This is a genomic window from Rhodanobacter sp. UC4451_H18, from assembly GCF_052978225.1.
Genome location: NZ_CM129663.1, coordinates 2858585 through 2876023, shown reverse-complemented (window position 1 = coordinate 2876023; position 17439 = coordinate 2858585). Strand labels below are relative to the sequence as shown.

Annotated in this window: 15 protein-coding genes; 6 read left to right on the top strand and 9 right to left on the bottom strand. The window is 69.2% G+C overall.

Going from position 1 to position 17439, the window contains the following annotated elements; genetic code table 11:
* Positions 1–206 precede the first annotated feature (206 nt).
* The gene (locus ACVCMG_RS12935) at positions 207–1223 is read left to right on the top strand and encodes a zinc-binding alcohol dehydrogenase family protein (RefSeq protein WP_447114298.1); all 1017 of its coding nucleotides are present in this window, start codon (positions 207–209) and stop codon (positions 1221–1223) included.
* A gap of 21 nt (positions 1224–1244) precedes the next feature.
* Here the strand turns inward: ACVCMG_RS12935 and ACVCMG_RS12930 are convergent, their stop codons facing one another.
* Positions 1245–1859, bottom strand: a complete 615-nt coding sequence (locus tag ACVCMG_RS12930; protein ID WP_395120273.1) for a ferritin-like domain-containing protein — start codon at positions 1857–1859, stop codon at positions 1245–1247.
* A gap of 110 nt (positions 1860–1969) precedes the next feature.
* Positions 1970–2569 carry a TetR/AcrR family transcriptional regulator gene (locus ACVCMG_RS12925; protein ID WP_395136006.1) on the bottom strand — a complete coding sequence of 200 codons (600 nt, stop codon included), beginning with the start codon at positions 2567–2569 and terminating at the stop codon, positions 1970–1972.
* A 316-nt stretch (positions 2570–2885) separates the two neighbouring features.
* On the opposite strand from ACVCMG_RS12925, the gene ACVCMG_RS12920 reads away from it, so the two are divergent.
* On the top strand, positions 2886–3545 hold the full coding sequence (locus ACVCMG_RS12920) for a protein-L-isoaspartate O-methyltransferase family protein (protein ID WP_395120275.1): 660 nt from the start codon (positions 2886–2888) through the stop codon (positions 3543–3545).
* Between the two features lie 39 nt (positions 3546–3584).
* Positions 3585–5003, top strand: a complete 1419-nt coding sequence (locus tag ACVCMG_RS12915; RefSeq protein ID WP_395120276.1) for a TolC family outer membrane protein — start codon at positions 3585–3587, stop codon at positions 5001–5003.
* A 12-nt stretch (positions 5004–5015) separates the two neighbouring features.
* Here the strand turns inward: ACVCMG_RS12915 and waaA are convergent, their stop codons facing one another.
* Positions 5016–6284, bottom strand: a complete 1269-nt coding sequence (gene waaA, locus ACVCMG_RS12910) for a lipid IV(A) 3-deoxy-D-manno-octulosonic acid transferase (RefSeq protein ID WP_447114297.1) — start codon at positions 6282–6284, stop codon at positions 5016–5018.
* 94 nt (positions 6285–6378) lie between these two features.
* Between waaA and lpxL the strand changes: the two genes are divergently transcribed.
* Entirely contained in the window at positions 6379–7296 is a 918-nt protein-coding gene (lpxL, locus tag ACVCMG_RS12905; RefSeq protein ID WP_447114296.1) for an LpxL/LpxP family Kdo(2)-lipid IV(A) lauroyl/palmitoleoyl acyltransferase, read from the top strand.
* 84 nt (positions 7297–7380) lie between these two features.
* Here the strand turns inward: lpxL and ACVCMG_RS12900 are convergent, their stop codons facing one another.
* The 4 genes from ACVCMG_RS12900 to ACVCMG_RS12885 form a co-directional block, all read right to left on the bottom strand.
* The gene (locus tag ACVCMG_RS12900; protein WP_395120279.1) at positions 7381–8133 is read right to left on the bottom strand and encodes a glycosyltransferase family 2 protein; all 753 of its coding nucleotides are present in this window, start codon (positions 8131–8133) and stop codon (positions 7381–7383) included.
* Positions 8123–9454, bottom strand: a complete 1332-nt coding sequence (locus ACVCMG_RS12895; RefSeq protein ID WP_447114295.1) for an O-antigen ligase family protein — start codon at positions 9452–9454, stop codon at positions 8123–8125. Before ACVCMG_RS12895 ends, ACVCMG_RS12900 begins: the two co-directional genes overlap by 11 nt.
* Positions 9455–9510: 56 nt before the next feature.
* Positions 9511–10644, bottom strand: coding sequence for a glycosyltransferase (locus ACVCMG_RS12890; protein ID WP_395120281.1), 1134 nt, complete (start codon positions 10642–10644; stop codon positions 9511–9513).
* Positions 10645–10722: 78 nt separating this feature from the next.
* Positions 10723–10932 (bottom strand): zinc-finger domain-containing protein, encoded by a 210-nt coding sequence (locus ACVCMG_RS12885; protein WP_395120282.1) that lies wholly within the window; start codon positions 10930–10932, stop codon positions 10723–10725.
* Between the two features lie 196 nt (positions 10933–11128).
* On the opposite strand from ACVCMG_RS12885, the gene ACVCMG_RS12880 reads away from it, so the two are divergent.
* Entirely contained in the window at positions 11129–12391 is a 1263-nt protein-coding gene (locus ACVCMG_RS12880; RefSeq protein ID WP_395120283.1) for a YIP1 family protein, read from the top strand.
* A gap of 80 nt (positions 12392–12471) precedes the next feature.
* Here ACVCMG_RS12880 and ACVCMG_RS12875 read toward each other — a convergent pair whose 3' ends face one another.
* Positions 12472–13065, bottom strand: a complete 594-nt coding sequence (locus tag ACVCMG_RS12875) for a YceI family protein (protein ID WP_447114294.1) — start codon at positions 13063–13065, stop codon at positions 12472–12474.
* A gap of 181 nt (positions 13066–13246) precedes the next feature.
* Here ACVCMG_RS12875 and ACVCMG_RS12870 point away from each other — a divergent pair, with 181 nt between their 5' ends.
* Entirely contained in the window at positions 13247–14263 is a 1017-nt protein-coding gene (locus ACVCMG_RS12870) for a mitochondrial fission ELM1 family protein (RefSeq protein ID WP_447114293.1), read from the top strand.
* A gap of 72 nt (positions 14264–14335) precedes the next feature.
* On the opposite strand, the gene ACVCMG_RS12865 is transcribed toward ACVCMG_RS12870, so the two are convergent.
* Positions 14336–17317, bottom strand: coding sequence for a diguanylate cyclase (locus ACVCMG_RS12865; RefSeq protein ID WP_447114292.1), 2982 nt, complete (start codon positions 17315–17317; stop codon positions 14336–14338).
* Positions 17318–17439 lie beyond the last annotated feature (122 nt).

The window sequence follows — 17439 nt, the reverse complement described above, 5'->3', positions numbered from 1 at the left end:
CTCCTGCGGAGGTGGCGAGCGGAGTCCGCAGCTTACAACGCGACCACCCCGGCGCTGTCGGGCGCATCTCGCTCGCGGCGGCGAGGTTCCGCCGCACAGGCTTTGCCGCGAGGCCGTGCCATCGCCGTATGCTTGCCATCGCCCGACGGCGCATCGCGCAGCGCGTTCGCTCACCGATGTTTACCCGCCGCCCCGGAGACATCCACATGAAAGCCGTCGCCCTCACCCGCTACCTGCCGATCGACGATCCGCAATCGCTGTTCGACGTGGAACTGCCCACACCCGCGCCGGGCGGGCGCGACCTGCTGATGCGCGTCGAGGCCGTGTCGGTGAATCCGGTCGATACCAAGCTGCGCGCACCGAAGCCACACGTGGAAGCACAACCGAAAGTGCTGGGCTACGACGCCGCCGGCACGGTGGAAGCCGTTGGCAGCGCGGTGGCAGGTTTCAAGCCGGGCGATCGCGTGTATTACGCGGGCGACGTCACCCGGCCGGGCAGCAATGCGCAGTTCCAGTTGGTGGACGCGCAGTTGGCCGCGGCGATGCCGCACAGCCTGGATTTCGCCGACGCCGCGGCGCTGCCGCTGGTGGCGATCACCGCGTGGGAGTTGCTGTTCCAGCGCATGCCGTTCGACAGCGAGCACGGCGGCGAGGGCCAGTCGTTGCTGGTCATTGGCGGCGCCGGCGGCGTCGGCTCGATCGCGATCCAGCTGGCGCGGCGCGCGGGGTTCACCGTGATCGCCACCGCCTCGCGTGCCGACAGTACCGACTGGTGCCGCGCGATGGGCGCGCAGCACGTGGTGAACCATCGACAGCCGCTGGCGCCACAACTCGCCGCGCTGGGTTTCGCGACCGTCGACGCCGCACTCAATCTCGCCGACACGGATGCCTACTGGGACGAACTCGGCGCGCTGCTGGCGCCGCAAGGCCACGTCGGCCTGATCGTGGAACCGCATGGCGCGCTGCGCATCGGCGATCCGTACAAGGCCAAATGCATCGGCATCCACTGGGAGTTCATGTTCGCCCGCGCGCGCTTCCACACGGCGGACATGGCCGAGCAGGGGCGCATTCTCGCCCGCGTGGCAGAGCGGGTGGATGCCGGCGAGTTGAGGGGCATCCGGCGCGAGACGCTGAACCCGATCAACGCGGCGAATCTGCGCGAGGCACATCGCCGGCTGGAATCGGGCAGCAGCATCGGCAAGCTGGTGCTGGCCGGCTGGTAGGCCGCCCGATCGACGGTGCCATCAGCGGCGCTTGCGGACCACCGCTTTCCCGCCGCTGGCCCTGGTCGAGGGTGCCGGCTTGGCAGGCTCGCCCTTCTTGCCGAGCTGCTCCAGCAAGGTGTTCATGTCCTCGGCGTGCTCTTCCTCCATCGCCAGGATGCTTTCCAGCACACGGCGGGTGGTGGGGTCGGCGGTGCCCACGTAGTCGATCATCTCGCGGTAGCTGTCGATGGCGATGCGCTCGGCGACCAGGTCCTCCTTGATCATGTCGACGATGTCCTCGCCTTCGACGTAGTCGGAGTGGCTGCGCGTGAGCAGGCCCTCGGGCGACAGGTTCGGTTTGCCGTCGAGCTGGGTGATGCGCTCGGCGAGCAGGTCGGCGTGTCCCTGTTCCTCGTTGGCGTGCTGCAGGAACTCTTCCTTGATCGCCTGCGAGTGGATGCCCGAGGCCATGTAGTAGTGGTACTTGTAGCGCAGCACGCAGACGATCTCGGTGGCCAGGGCGTGATTGAGCAGGGTCACCACGGTGGCGCGGTCGGCCTTGTAGCCGGCGGTCATCGCGCCCTTGTCGATGTCCTGGCGGGCGCGTTTGCGGATGTTCTCGATGTCGCTGACGAACGGCTTGGTCTTGGCCATGGCTTGCTCCTGCGGACGGGTGGCGCCGGCTGCGATGAGCTTTCCGGCGCACGGATATCGGCAGAGCATGGGCACCGGCCCGAGAAAGCCGGGTGAAGAACTTGGCGTGGTCAGCGCGGCAGGAAGGCGCGCAGGAAGGTGTCCACGCCCGCGCGCGCGGTCGTCTCGATTTCCTGCAGGTAGCTTTCCGGGCAATTCGTGCAGCCGAACATCTGCCGCATCATCAGGTTGCCCTTGATCAGGGTGAGGAACTGCATGCTGGCCCGGCGCACGTCGTCGATGTCGAGCTTGCCGGCGTCAACCGCCTGCTGCAGCAGGCGTTCCATCAGGCCATGGGTGCGCGTGGCGCCTTCCTCCCAGATCAGCTTGCCGTAGCGCGGGTTGCCCTGGCGGCAGTCGCTGAGGATGGCGCGGAAGGTGCCCACGGTTTCGGCGTTGCAGTCCAGGTGGGCATGGGTCAGCGCCACCCGCAGCAGGGTCTCGCGGATGTCCGCCTGCGGGTCGAAGCGGTAGGTTTCCTCCGGCAGCAGGTCCTGGATGCGCGAGCGGATGACTTCGCGGAACAGGTTGTCCTTGTCGCCGAAATGGCTGTAGACGGTGAGTTTGGACACGCCGGCGTCGGCGGCGATGGCATCCATGCTGGTGCCACTGAAAGCGTTGCTGATGAACAACGCCTTGGCCGCTGCCAGGATGGCCGCACGCTTCTCCATGTCCTTCGGGCGACCGGGTCCCTGGGCTCTGATGGGCGCGCTGGTACTCATGTCCTCCACCTTCAAATACAAATGATCGGCCTTTAGTATACGCTTCGGTTTATTTATTTGCCACGCGGCGGCAATCCGGCCATGGGCGGCGGTCGATCCGATGCGCACGGCGGGGTGACGGACGTCACGCAGCGCCGATGACTTCCGGCACTTCGTGCACCGTGGCGCAGCCGTCAGGCTAGGTGTCAAGCGGCGCCGCCATTGTCGCGGCAGGTGGCAGAGCTTATCCTTCCGGGTTCTTCCGGGACAGCGCAGGCATGCACAGATGGCGATGAATTTCGAACAGGCACGCACGAACATGGTGGAGAACCAGGTGCGTCCGTGGGAGGTACTCGACGGCCGCGTGCTCGACGTCATCAGCCGCGTGCGCCGCGAGGATTTCGTCGCCGCCGAACACCGGCAGTTGGCCTTCGCCGATCTGTGCCTGCCGCTGGGCCATGGCGAGGTGATGATGAAGCCGGTGGTCGAGGGCCGCGTGTTGCAGGCGCTGGACGTGCAGGCCACCGACCGCGTGCTGGAAATCGGCACCGGCTCGGGCTATCTCAGCGCGTGCCTCGCCACCCTGTCGGCACAACTGGTCAGCGTGGACATCCATGCCGATTTCACCGCCGCCGCGAGCGAGCGGCTGCGTCACGCCGGCATCGGCAATGCCAGCCTGGTCACCGGCGAGGCGGTGCGCGCGTGGCAGCCGGATGGCTTGTTCGACGTGCTGGTGGTCACCGGCGCCGTGGCGGAAGTTCCGTCGCGCTGGCGCGCGTGGCTCAAGCCCGGTGGCCGCGCGTTCGTGGTGAGCGGACAGTCGCCGGTGCAGCGCGCCAACCTGCTGGTTCTCGAAGCGACCGGCGAACTGCGCGCGCAAGGCCTGTTCGAGACCGACCTGCCATATCTGGTGCATGCCGAGCCGGCGCCGCGATTCGTTCTGTAGACCCCCTCCCCGACGTCCCCGATCGACACGAGGCATTCCATGCAATTGAAGCTGCTCACCCTGGCCCTGGCGCTGGCCGCCGTCTCGCTGCCCAGCCATGGCGAGGATCTGCTCGATGCCTATCGCGACGCGCGCGCCAATGACCCGGTACTGGCCCAGGCCGACGCGACGCGGCTGGCCACCGGCGAAGGCGTGCCGCAGGCGCGTGCCGGGCTGCTGCCGCAGATCGACGGTTCGCTCACCCTGCAACAGGCCAACGGCGGCCAGGGCAGCAACAGCCTGGACTTCGGTACCGGCGCCAACAGCTTCCTGTGCAGCGGCATCGCCGCCGGCAGCGGCAACTACACCTGTACCGGCCCGCTGGCGTCCAACGGCACCGCCTCCGACGGCGGCCACCTGCGCACGCGCAGCCTCAATGCCACGCTGACCCAGACCGTTTTCGACTTCAGCAAGTACGCCAACCTCAAGGCCGCGCACTCCGCCAAGGATGCGCAGGACGCGACCTACCAGGCCGCAGCGCAGGACCTGCTGGTGCGCGTCACCGCGGCGTACTTCACCGTGCTCAACGACGAGGATCAGCTGACCTTCGCCAAGGCCAACGAGGACGCGTTCAAGCGCCAGTACGACCAGGCCGACCAGCAGTACAAGGTGGGTCTGTCGGCGATCACCAACGTGTACCAGGCCAAGGCCTATTACGAGAACGCCAAGACCCAGACCATCGCGGCGCAGAACACGCTCGACAACGACCGCGAAGCCTTGCGCGTCATCACCGGCAAGCCGGTGGGCGAACTCAAGAAGCTGCGCGACGACCTGCCGATGGACGCGCCCGCGCCGAGCGATCCGCAGGCCTGGGTGAAGCAGGCGCTGGAGAACAACCCGACCTTGCAGGCGCAGCAGGACAACGTGCGGACCGCCGAGCACAACATCACCGCGGCACGCTCGGGCCACCTGCCCACGATCAGCGCCAGCGTGAACTACGGCAAGAGCAGCAGCTGGTACCAGGACCCCGCCCGCATCGGTTCGGAGCGGCCGGCCTCGACCACCATCGGGCTGACCCTGAACGTGCCGATCTTTTCCGGCGGTTACACCCAGTCGCGCGTGCGCCAGTCGATCTACCAGCGCGATGCCGCCAACGACGCACTGGAACTGCAGCGCCGCCAGGTGATCCAGAACACGCTCAACTACTACCGCTCGGTGCTCGCCGGCATTTCGCAGGTGGAGTCGGGCAAGGCCTCGGTGGAGTCCGGCCAGAAGGCGCTGGAAGCCACCCGTGCGGGCTTCGAGGTCGGCACGCAGACCTTCACCGACGTGCTGCTGGCGATCCAGACCCTGACCCAGTCCGAAAGCGCCTATTCGCAGGCGCGCCACCAGTTCATCCTGAACAAGCTGCTGTTGCAGCAGGCCGCCGGCACGGCCGACTTCAAGGACATCCAGGGCATCAACGCTCTGCTGCAGTGAGGCGCTGACCGCCTACTCCTGCAGCAGCGCGTCGACCAGCTGCATGACGCGCTGCACTGCCCCGCGCTCGCGCTCGAATACCTGTCGCGCCGCCTCGCCCATCTGCCCGCGGCGCGGCGCGTCGAGCAGCAGCCGCAGCACGTGCGGGCCGAGTTGCTCGGCGGCAGCCACGCGCTCGGCGCCGCCGTCCTCGATCAGGCTGCGGATGATCTCTTCCGAATTGAAGGTGTGCGGCCCCACCAGCACCGGCACCGAGAGCGCCGCCGGCTCCAGCACGTTGTGGCCGCCGACCGGCACCAGGCTGCCGCCGATGAAGGCCAGGTCCGAAGCCGCGAAGAACGGGATCAATTGCCCCATGGCGTCGATCACGAAGACCTGATGCGCGGTCGCCGGCACGCCTTCCAGGCTGCGCGTGGCGACCGTGAAACCGAGGCTGCGCACGGTGTGCTCCACCAGCCGGAAACGCTCGGGGTGGCGCGGCGCCAGCAGCAGCAGCGCATCGGGCAGGCGCTGCAGCACTTTCAGATGCGCCTCCAGCACCGCCAGTTCCTCGCCGTCGTGCGTGCTGGCCGCCATCCACACCGGCCGCCGGGGCCCCCAGTGCGCGCGCATCGCGGCGCCGGCCGCCACCGCGCCGTCCGGGATCGGCACGTCGAACTTCATGTTGCCGCTGACCAGCACCGACTGCGAATCGGCGCCCAGGAGGCGATAGCGCGCGGCATCGGTGCGCGACTGTGCGGCGATCACGCTCACGCAGCGCAGCGCCGAGGCTATCAGCGGACGCAGCGGCTTGTAGCCGCGCATCGAGCGCTCGGACAATCGTGCATTGACGATCATCAGCGGGATGCCGCGGCGGCGGCAGGCGAAGTAGAGGTTGGGCCAGATCTCGGTTTCCACGATCACCGCCAGACGCGGCCGCACGCGCTTCATGAAGCGGCGCACCGCGAACGGCAGGTCGTAGGGCAGGTACACGTGGAACACGCTGTCGCCGAACAGCTGCTGCACGCGCGCGGCGCCGGTGGGGGTGACCGTGCTGACCACCAGCGGCGCGTGGGCGTAGCTGCGCTGCAGTGCCTTGACCAGCGGCTCGGCGGCGTTGACCTCGCCCACCGATACCGCGTGAATCCACAGGCTGCCGCTGAAGCCGGGCGCGTCGAACGAGCCGAAGCGCTCCAGCCAGCGCCGGTGGTGGTGCGGCGGCGAGCGCAAGCCCCGCACCAGCAGGCGCAGCACCAGCACCGGCGTGACCAGGAACATCGCGAGGGTGTACAGGAAGCGCAACGGCCGATCCTTGCAATCAACGCGCGAGTATAGCGACAGCGCCTGAAGCAGGTTCGCGCGCGGATGGCCCGGTACAATGCCGACGATGCCCGGCATGCCCCGCCCCGAATTCACCCGATCGCTGCTCTCTCCCCGCCACTGGCCGGCATGGCTGGGGGTGGCGGCGGTGTGGCTGATCGCGCATCTGCCACAGGCGACACTGCCGTGGCTGGGGCGCCGACTCGGCGCGCTGGTGGCGCGCATTCCGTCGGCGCGACGGCGCATCGCGGCCGCCAACATCGCGCTGTGTTTCCCCGCGCTCGATCCCGCGCAGCGCGCGACACTGGTCGACGCCAACCTGCGCGACATCGGCATGATGCTGGTGGAGTTCGCGCTCGGCTGGCTGGGCAGCGACCGGCGCATGGCCGCGCTGCCGACCGCCATCGAGGGGCTGGAACACCTGGAGGCGGCGCGCGCGCGCGGCAAGGGCGTGCTGCTGGTCGGCGGCCACTTCTCGCACCTGGAGCTGTGCGCGCGGCTGGTGTCGCAGCGCATCCGCATTGCCGGCATGTACCGGCGCATGGATTCGACCGTGTTCGAATGGGTGGTGCTGCGCGCGCGGCTGCGCTACGCCGCGGCGATGTTCGACAAGGACGACATCCGCGGTACGGTGAAGTACCTGCGCGCCGGCGGCACGCTGTGGTACGCGCCGGACCAGGACATGCGCAGCAAGGACACCGTGTTCGTGCCGTTCTTCGGCGTGCCGGCGGCGACCATCACCGCCACCCACCACCTGGCGCGGCTGTCCGGCGCGGTGGTCATCCCGTTCTTCCACCGCCGCCTGCCCGACGGGTCGGGTTACGTCCTGCGCCTGGGTGCGCCGCTGGAGGATTTCCCCGGCGCGGACGTGCTCGAGGACACCGCCCGCGTCAACGCCTGCATCGAGCAGATGGTGCGCGAGGCGCCGGAGCAGTACCTGTGGGTGCACAAGCGCTTCAAGACCCGCCCGCCGGGCGCCGCCGCCATCTACTGATCCGTTCGGCAGCCGGATGCCCGGCGGCGCTCGACCAGGTACAGCCGCATGCCTGCGTCCCGAGCGGCGATCGAGCTGGCCGGATCAGCCCCGCGGCCGCCGCTGCTCGTACAGCTTGGCGTACTTCAGAAACGCGTAGAACGCGTGGATGCGCGCGGCGATGAAGCCGGCCCAGCCGGAGCGCCAGTGTCCACGCAGCACGTAATAACGAAGAAACGCCACCGTCGGATACGCCACCATGCGCAAGCGCAGCCAGCTCACCCGTCGCCCGGCCAGATCGGCCTGTTGCAGGCTGGAGTAGCGGTTCGCCTTGGCCACGCGGCCGGCGATGTCGGGCTCGCCATGGTGATCGATGACCGCGTCGAGCACGCCCACCGGGCCGTCCACCTGCACTTCCTCGTGCACCTCGTGGCCGCTCATGCGCGCACGTTGCCGGTCGAACAGGCGCACGTAGTGGTTGAGCCGGCCGCGCCGCGACTGCCAGCGCCAGAACTGCCACTCGCGCCGCCACAACTGGTAACCCGCATGGGCCGGCTCGCACAGCGCCTGCTGCAGGCATGCGGCGGCATCCGCATCCAGCGATTCATCCGAGTCCAGCAGGAGCACCCAGCGATGGCTGGCCAGGTCGATCGCCGCCTGCTTCTGGGCGCTGTAGCCGGCGAACGGCTGCGCGTGGATGCGCGCACCGTAGTGCGCGGCGATCGCCGTGGTGGCATCGCTCGAGCCCGAGTCCAGCACCACGATCTCGTCGGCCCAGCTCACCCCGCGCAGGCAGGCGTCGAGCGTGCCGGCGCTGTTGAACGTGGTCACCACCACCGACAGCGGCTCACGCCCCATCGGGCGTCCCCTGAGGGGGTTCTGCGTTGAGGAGTCCCGCACGGATGCCGGGCTCTTCGTTGCCGGCAGGGATGCCGGCAACGAACAAACTGGCGCACCACAGCCCGAGCAGCCAGGCGAACAGCAGCCCCCACCAGGCCGAGTAGAACGCCAGGTGCGAGTTCAGCGGAAACAGCATCACGCCCAGCGCCAGGCTGGCGGGGAACGCGCGTGCGCGCGCCGCCGCGCCCACCCGCCGCCATGCCCGCCACGCCAGACCCGCCGCGGCCAACCACAGCGCCAGCCCGAGCAGGCCGGTATTGGTGAGGATCTCCAGCAGCAGCTGGTGCGGATGGCAGGCGCCTTCGCCGACGCCGCACGCTTCGGCCGACACCACGAAGTGGTCGTCGGCCGGCGCGAACTGCGGATAGGCGTAGCGGAATCCGCGCACGCCCACGCCGTTGACCGGATGCGCCGCGGTCATCGCCACGCCGACCTGCCAGATATCGAGCCGGCCGCTGAGCGCGGTGTCCACCGACTGATCGGTACCCTGCAACACCAGCAGGCTGCGCGCCATCCGGTCATGGAAGCGCGCCGAGGTATTCCATGCCACCACGCCAGCCAGTGCCAGCAGCAGCGCCGCCGCCCCGCACCACAACGAGAAGCGCCACAGCGTGCGCGCCTCCTGCCAGGCGAAACCCGCCAGCACCAGCACGTAGCACAGCCACGCCGAGCGCGAGCCGGCCAGCAGCACCGGGCCGAGCACCAGCACCGCGGCCAGCACCAACCCCGGCCGCCCCCAGCGCTGCCGCGCCGCCCACAATGCGAACGGCGAGAGCACCGCCAGGCTCGGGCCCAGTTTCAGGTTGTCGGCGCCGAAAATGCCCGAGACCCGAAAAGCTTCGGGATGGCCGCCCAGACTCCAGCCGGTGAACGCCTGCACCCACGCATCCGCACACCACAGCGCCAGCACCGCGGCGACCGCCGTGTACAAAGCGTGCAGTTTGGCCTCGCGACGGATCGCGAAGCACGCGTACAGGCCCAGCGGAACGTAACGCAGCGTGGCGGCCACCGTGCTCCAGCTCTTGCCGGGACGAATCGCGTCCAGCGCGGAAAACAACGCCGCCGCCACATACGCTCCCAGCAGCCACAGCAGCAGCTGCGCGCCGGGGTGCTGGCGCAGTGCGGCCGGGTCGCGTGCAAACAGCATGATCGCGCCGAGCAGGCACAGCAGCGTGCCCAGCTCCGAACTGCGACCGAACGGCAGCAGCGCAATTACCAGCCAGAACGGCAGCAGGGGGGAACGCAGCGCCGCCTTGAGTGAACTGCCGAAGGTCGTCATGGGTGGGCCAGGCGGGAACCAGCCCGCATTGTAGGCGCGCCGCGACGCCTGGCGCGTCAGCCCTGCGGCTGGCTCACTTCGTCGTACAACGCCAGCGTGGATTGCTGCATGTCGCTGAGCCGGTAGCTCTGCAGCGGCGAGATCGGAGGCGCCACCCGCAGCAATTCGGCCGCGCGTTCGACCAGCCGCTCGCGATCGCCCAGCGGCACGCGGCCGGCAGGGTACAGCTCGGCCAGCAATTCGCCGACGCCGCCATGGGCGTAGCCGAGCACCGGCCGGCACAGCGACAGCGCTTCGATCACCGTGCGCCCGAAGGTCTCGGGCTTGTTCGACAACTGCAGCACCAGCGCCGACAGCGCGTAGATGTCGCGGATGTCATCGCGCGGCGGCGACAGCACCACCTGCGAGGTCACCCCGCGCAAGCGGATCAGCTCCTGCAGCTCGGCCACGTAGGCCTCGCGGCCGGGCTCGACCACGCCCAGCAGCAGCAAGCGCGCCTCGATGCCGCGACGCTTGAGGTCGGCCAGCAACTCGATCGCGTCGTGGTGGCCCTTCAACCGCGTGCCGCGCGCGGGCATGGTCAGCAACGGCGCACCGGCGAGCGCAGGGAACTCCGCGAAGAACGCCTTCTGCCATGCATCGTCCGGCCGGTGCCCGTAGGGAAACGCATCCTGGTCGATGCCGCGCGGGATCACCCGCACCCGGCCCGGCTCCAGCCAGCGATAGTGGCTGAGCACATAGTCACGCAAGGTCTGCGACACCACGATCACGCGCTCGGCGCGCAGCAGGATCGAGCTGTAGCGGCCCGGCGAATTGAAGCCATGCACGGTGGTGATGAAGTGCGGTCGCGGGGAAATACCGCGCAGCGCCCACCAGCCCACCCACGCCGGCAAGCGCGAACGCGCGTGCACGATGTCCGGCTTCAGCTCGCGCAGCAGGCGTCGCAGCGGGCCGATGCGGCCCAGGGTGGCGAGCGACTTGCGCCCCAGGTCGAGCGTGATGTGCTCGCTGCCCTCGGCCTGCAACTGCTCGACCAACCGCCCACCGGCGGAAATCACCACCGAGCGATGGCCTGCCTGCACCAGCGCGCGCGCGATCTCCAGCGCCGAACGCTCCGCGCCGCCGGAATGCAGCGCGGGGATCAGCTGGACCACGGTCAGCAGCTTGGCGGGCACGACAATGCTGGACATGAGCTCGGGGCTGGCGGCTTTCATGGCAAAAAACAAGCAAAAAAAATGCCATGGCCGGCCGCCGACCGGGTCCGCTGATCAGTCGCGCAGCACGTAATGCGCGCCACAGTAGGCGCAGGTTGACTCGCCGCCGTCATCGACGATCGGCAGGTAGACCTTCGGATGGGAATTCCACAGCACCATGCCCGGCATCGGACACGACAGCGGCAGGTCCTGCCGCGTCACTTCGTAACGATTTTCGGCATTTGCCGGCACCAGGGGCACGGTCGCGACAGCGGGGGATGACATCAGCGGACTCCGGACTGGACAGCAGGCTGCAAATGGTAGCAGGCTGGCGTTTGCTGCCGGGGCGCTCATCCGCCACGGCGCGGCCGGAAGGGGTTTCCGCCGCGCGACGGCAGCAAGCGGTGCGACGCACCAAAGGGGAAATCAACGACGTCCCGGCGCCCCGCGCCGGATTCGGGCATCTGATCGGGAGCAGACCATGGATTCCGCAAAGCTCATCGCGCGCGCAAAGAACATCCTGACCACACCCAAGACCGAGTGGCCCGTTGCCGCCGCCGAACCGGCCACGGTCAACAACCTGTACCTCGGCTACATCGCCATCATCGCCGCCCTGCCGGTGATCGCGCAGTTCATCAAGGGCAGCCTGATCGGCACCAGCTTCCTCGGCGTCACCGTGCGCGCCGGCATCGGCGCGGGCATCGGCCGGATGATCCTGGGCTACATCCTGTCGCTGGTACTGGTCTACGTGATGGCGCTGATCATCAACGCGCTGGCCGGCACCTTCGGCGCCAAGCCGAACCTGATCCAGGCACTGAAGACGGTGGCCTACGCGTGGACCGCCTGGTGGATCGCCGGCATCGGCGTGATCGTGCCGTGGCTGGGCCTGCTGATCGTGCTGGCCGGCGGTGTCTACAGCATCTACCTGCTGTATCTGGGCCTGCCCCACACCATGCAGTGCCCGCCGGAAAAGGCCGGCGGCTACACCGCGGTGAGCGTGATCATCGCGATCGTGCTGGGCTGGATCGTTAGCCTGATCCTGGGCCTGATCTTCGTCGGCGCGCTGGGCGGCGCGGCGATGAGCGGCATGCACGTCACCAGCAGCAACGGCGAGACCGTCACTGTCGACGGCAACAGCGCGCTGGGCAAGCTCGCGGCGATGGGCCAGCGCGCCGAACAGGCCGGCAAGGAGCTGGAAGCGGCGCAGAAATCCGGCGACAGCGCGGCGCAGTCGGCCGCGATGGGCAAGATGATGGGCGCGATGTCCGGCACCAACGGCCCGGTAGAGGCGCTGGCGCCCGACCAGATCAAGGCGTTCCTGCCCGCTGCCGTGGGCAATCTCAAGCGCACCGGCATCTCGGCCGAGCGCAACGGCGCGATGGGCATGCAGGTGTCGGAGGCCAGCGCGGAATACAGCGGCGACAACAACCAGCACATCACGCTGGAAGTCACCGACACCGGCGGCGCCAAGGGCTTCATCGCGATGGCCAGCGCGATGGCGCCGGAGGAGGAGAAGGAAACCGAAACCGGCTACGAGAAGACCTACAGCGACAACGGCAACCTCATCCACGAGGAGTGGGACCACCAGTCCAAGTCCGGCGAGTACAGCGTGATCGTCGGCAAGCGCTTCACGGTCAAGGCGAACGGCAACGCCGACAGCATCGACGAGCTGAAGGCGGCGGTGGGCAGCGTCGACCTGGGCAAGCTGGAGTCGATGAAGGACAGCGGCGTGAAATCCGAATAACCAGCGGTCGCCGGCACAAAAAAAACCGCGCCGATGACGGCGCGGTTTTTTTGTGCGAGTGCGCCAGACCGGCGCGACGATTACTTCGCCGCGACTTCCTTCGGCACCGAACCTTCGGTGGTGATGCGCACGTGCACCTCGTCGCTGACGTTGGGCACATAGGCGCCCACGCCGAACTCCGAGCGCTTCAGCGTGGCGGTGGCATCGAAACCGATCGACTGCGCCTTGCCCATCGGATGCGGGCCCACCCGGTTCAGCGTGGCGTCGAGCACCACCGGCCGGGTCACGCCATGCACGGTGAGGGCACCGGTGACCTTGAACTTGTTGTCGCCCAGCGGCTCGACCTTGCTGCTCTTGAAGGTCACCACCGGATACTTGGCCGCATCGAAGAAATCGGCCTTCTTAAGATGCTCGTCCAGCGCCGCCACGTGGGTATCCAGCCGCGCCAGCGGCAGAGTCACTTCGACGCTGGACTGCGCCGGATGCTGCTCGTCGAACACGATCGTGCCCTCGCCCAGACCGAGGTCGGCGGTGGGGTTGGAGTAGCCGAAGTGGTTCCAGCTGAACAGCACCATCGTGTGGTTGGGGTCGAGCTGGTAGGTCACCGGCGCCGCCTGTGCGGAAACCGCCGCACCCAGCAGACCGGCGAGAAAGAGATATTTCAGTGGGGACATGCGAAGACTCCATGGGGCAAGGACGAAAGGCTGTTTCGGGCTGTCGCACGGTATCCTTCGCGAGAGCCGCACCGGCACGCTGGCCAGAAATTCCAGTGTACAGACCGGGCGCCGGCGGTCGACGCCCGGCGGAGAAACGCATCGTGTTGATTCGGGAAACAATCCTGCGGCGAACCCGGCCATGCTGACGCTGCACGGCGAGTGCTGGGTGATCACCGATTCGGCCGCCGGCAACCAGCGCCAGGCGCTGGCGCTGGCCGAGCATCTGCAACTGCCGCGCCGCCATTTGCTGCTGGAGCCGCGCGCGCCATGGTCATGGCTGGCGCCGCGCCTGATCGCGGGCGGACGCCTCGCCCTGCCGGCCAGCCAGCGGGCGTGGTTTGCGCCGCCCTGGCCGGCAGTCGCAATCGGCTGTGGCCGCGCGGCCGCGTTGTTCACCCGTATGCTGCGGCCGCTCGGCGAGGGCCGTTGCCACACCGTGCAGATCCTCGACCCGCGCATCGAGCCGACGCTGTGGGACACCGTGGTGGTGCCGCGCCACGATGAGCTGCACGGCGCCAATGTGCTGACCACGCTGGGCTCGCTCAACACCGTCGACGACGAATGGCTGGCCGACGGTCGCGACGCCTGCCCGCAGTTCGAGGCCTTGCCGCGGCCCCGCGTGGGCGTGCTGCTGGGCGGGCCGCGCCGCGGCATTGCACTGGACGCCGACTACGCCAGCGCGCTGATCCGGCAGCTGCTGGCGCGCCAGCGCGCCGAAGGCGGCAGCCTGCTGGTGCTCGGCTCGCGGCGCACGCCGGCGGCACTGATCGAATCGCTGCGGCCGCTGCTGGCCGAGGTGCCGGGCCTGCTCTGGGCTGGCCGCGACGACGGCCGCAATCCCTACCCCGGCGTGCTCGGCTGGGCCGACCGGCTGGTGGTCACGCCCGATTCGGTGAACATGTTGTCCGAAGCCTGCGCCGTCGGCTGCCCGGTGCTCACCTTCATCCGCGCACCGCTGCCGCCGAAGATCGCGCGCTTCCACCAGACCCTGCGCGATGCCGGCCTGCTGCACGACCTCGACGCTCCGGGCACCGCCGCGCAACGCCCGCTGCGCGAAACCGCACGCGTGGCCGCGCTGGTGCGCGAGCGCATCGAGGCGACCCGGGGCGGGTTGCGTGGCGGAAATCCCGGCGGATTCCCGCTTTCGCGGGAATGACGGCGCGGGGTGCTCGAGCGCGGCGGGCAGGGCTTCGCCCGAAGCGCCGGCGCAACGATCGAAGGCGCCCGCTCAGTTCGTCGGACGCACCCATTTCAGCTGGCCGGCGGCCAGCAGCGCGTCCAGTTGCGGTGCCAGCGGATCGCGCAGGATTGCCGCCGGCAACGGCGCGGCGGCCAGCAGGCCGACGCACTGGTCGCGGCCGAGGTACTTGGCGCGATACAGCGCCAGATCGGCCAGCTCCACCGCCGCATCGAAGGTTGCCGCGTCGCTGTGGGCGGCCAGCGGATGCATGCTGAAACCGATCGAGCAGGTCAGCCGCAGCACGCCGCCGCGACCATCCGCGAATGCCTTGGCGGCGATGTCGTGGCGCAGGCGCTGGGCGATGCGCAGCACGTCGGCCTGGTCGACGTCGCGCAGCAACAGCAGGAACTCCTCGCCGCCCCAGCGCACGGTGATGTCGCTGTCGCGGCGCAACTCGGCGAGCCTGCCGCCCAGCTCGCGCAGCACCGCATCGCCCACTGCATGGCCGCGGGCGTCGTTGATGTGCTTGAAGTGGTCGATGTCGATCTGTATCACGCCGACGCTGCTGCCCTCGGCCAGCAGCGCGGGCAGTTGCGCCAGCAGGTAGCGCCGGTTGTGCAGCGCGGTCAGCGTGTCGGTATGGCTCTCCTCTGCCAGCGCGAGATTGGTGACGCGCAGGCGCTCCAGCGCGCGCGACAACTCGCCGGTACGGCGTTCGACCTGTTCCTCCAGCCACGCGTTGCGGCGGCGCTGCCGGCGCATGCTCCAGCGCGTCAGCACGAACAGCAGCACGACCAGCGCGGCCGCGGCGGCGAGCCGCACCAGCAGGTTTTCGTACCAGTACGGGGTGACTTCGACGGCGATCGCGGCCTCGGGCCCGTAGCCGGCGGCACCCGGCAGCGTGGCGGCGACGCGAAAGCGGTAGTTGCCCGCCGGCAGGTGGGTGTAGAACGCCTCGCGGCGCACGCCCGCGTGCTGCCAATCCTTGTCGTAGCCGTCCAGCCGGTAGCGGAAGTGCAAGGTCCCCACCTGCAGGTAGGGCGCGGTGTAGTGCACGGTCAGGTCGCGGCTGCCCTGGTCGAGGGTGAACGCGCCGCCCGTGTATTGCCGGTCGTCATGCTCGACCGACACCACTGCCGCACGCGGCGCCGACGGCCGCTCGCCGAGTGCGCGCGTGTTCACGCCGAGGATGCCGTCGGTGGTGGCGTACCAGATGACGTCGCCGACGATGGCGCTGCGCGCGCGGGCGCCGCCATTGCAGCAATGCAGGTTGCTCACCGTGGTGGAACGCTGCTCGCCGGCCAGCTGCTGCGGCGAGACCGTGCGCGGCGGCGAGCCGGGCAGCGGCAGTTGCGAGAGCGGCAGGCGCCAGGCGCCTTCCGTCGAGCTGGCGTAGAGCTGCCCGTCGAGCAGGTCGAACGTCCACACGTTGTCGCTGGGCAAGCCTTCGCTCTGGCCGGTCATGCGCAGGCGGCCGTCTGCCATCAGGCCAATGCCGGCGTCGCTGGTGGCCACCGCGAGCAAGTCCGGCTTGAGCAGCGCCAGCCGCGTCACGAAGTGGCTGCGCAAGGGCTCGGCCCACGCCGGCCGTGTCCAGTGACCGTCGCGCCACTCGCGCACGCCGTCGCGGGTGCCGACGTACCAGCGCCCCGGCGCCAGCGGCAGTACCGAGCGGATGATGGCCTCGGCAGCGGTAGCCTGCGGATCGAGCCGGCTCAACGCGCCCTGCCGCCAGCGATAAAGCCCGGCGGAAGTGCCAAACAGGAAATCGTCGTCGCCGAGCTCGTGGATGTCGTTGATCTGCAGGTTGCGCAGGCCTTGCAGCGCGGACGGGGTGACGTCCACCCCGCGGTCGAACACCGCGATGCCGCCGCGCGTGCCCACCCACAAGCGCTGGCGACGGTCGTAGTACAGCTCGTAGGCAGACGGGTTGGGCAGCGCGCTGCCGGGAATCAGCGTGCGCACCTGCTTGCCGTCGAAGACCTCCACGTCGGAATTGGTGCCGAACACGATCGAGCCGTCGGGCGCGCGCAGCACGCTCCACACCAGCGGATCGCGCACGCCGTCGTGCAGCGACAGACGCCGGGTCCAGCCATTCCAGATGCGGTACAGGCCTCGGGTGTAGGTGCCCAGCCACAGGTTGCCGTCGCGGTCCTCCAGCATGCGGTGCACCCACGGCCGGCGCTGGACATCGATCTCCTCGCGCTCCAGTTCGCCGTCCGGCAGGCGGCGGTACAGCGCTTTGGCGGTGGCGATCCAGAGCGAACCGACGCGATCGGTGAGCAGGCTCTCGATCGGCGCCGCATCGATCCCGTCGCCCAGTCCCGCCGCGACCCACTGCCCATCCACGATCCGCATCAAGCCGGCCGACGTGCCCAGCCACAACTGGCCGCCCTGCAGCGCCAGATGATTGACCACCACGTGCCGCCATGCCGCCGGCCCGGCCGCGATGCAGCTTTCCGTGGCCGGTGCGGCGCTGTCGGCGCGGCGGCAGACGCGGCCGATGCCGCCGATCCACAGATGGCCGTCGCCACGCAGCAGGCTGAAGGCCGGCCCGCCGCTGCCGCCGGTCGACACCATCCGGCCTTCGTGCAGCCGCTGCACGCCGTCGGCGGTGGCCAGCAGCGGCGTGCCGTCACCGGCGTCGATGATCGCGTTGACCGCAGCCCCGCCCAGCGCCTTGAACTGCCCGTCGCGCTGCTCGATCAGGCCGCGCGCGCCGCCGAACCATACGCCGCCGTGCGGGTCGGCCCAGGCAGCGTTGAGCATGCTGGTATCCACGCCGGTGCTGGCACGGTCGTAGCGCACGAAGCGGGCGCCGTCGAAACGCGCCACGGCCGTTTGCGTGTTGACCCACAGGAATCCGGCGCGATCCTCGGCCATTCCCAGCACGGTGATTTGCGGCAGGCCCTGTTCCACGCCCCAGTGGTCGAGCACAAAGGAATGGAACGGCTGCTGCGGATCCATCGCCCGCGCGGGCGACATGACAACCAGCCAGCCGGTCGACATCAGCAGGAGTGCAAGCAGCACTCGCGATCCCACTCCCCCTGTCACGCGTCCCCTCATCCCGCCCCTGCCGACAGCCCGTGGCCATGGTCGATCTTGCCTGCCGGGATGGGTCCAGACAAGCGCCATGCGTTGAAGGCACTCTT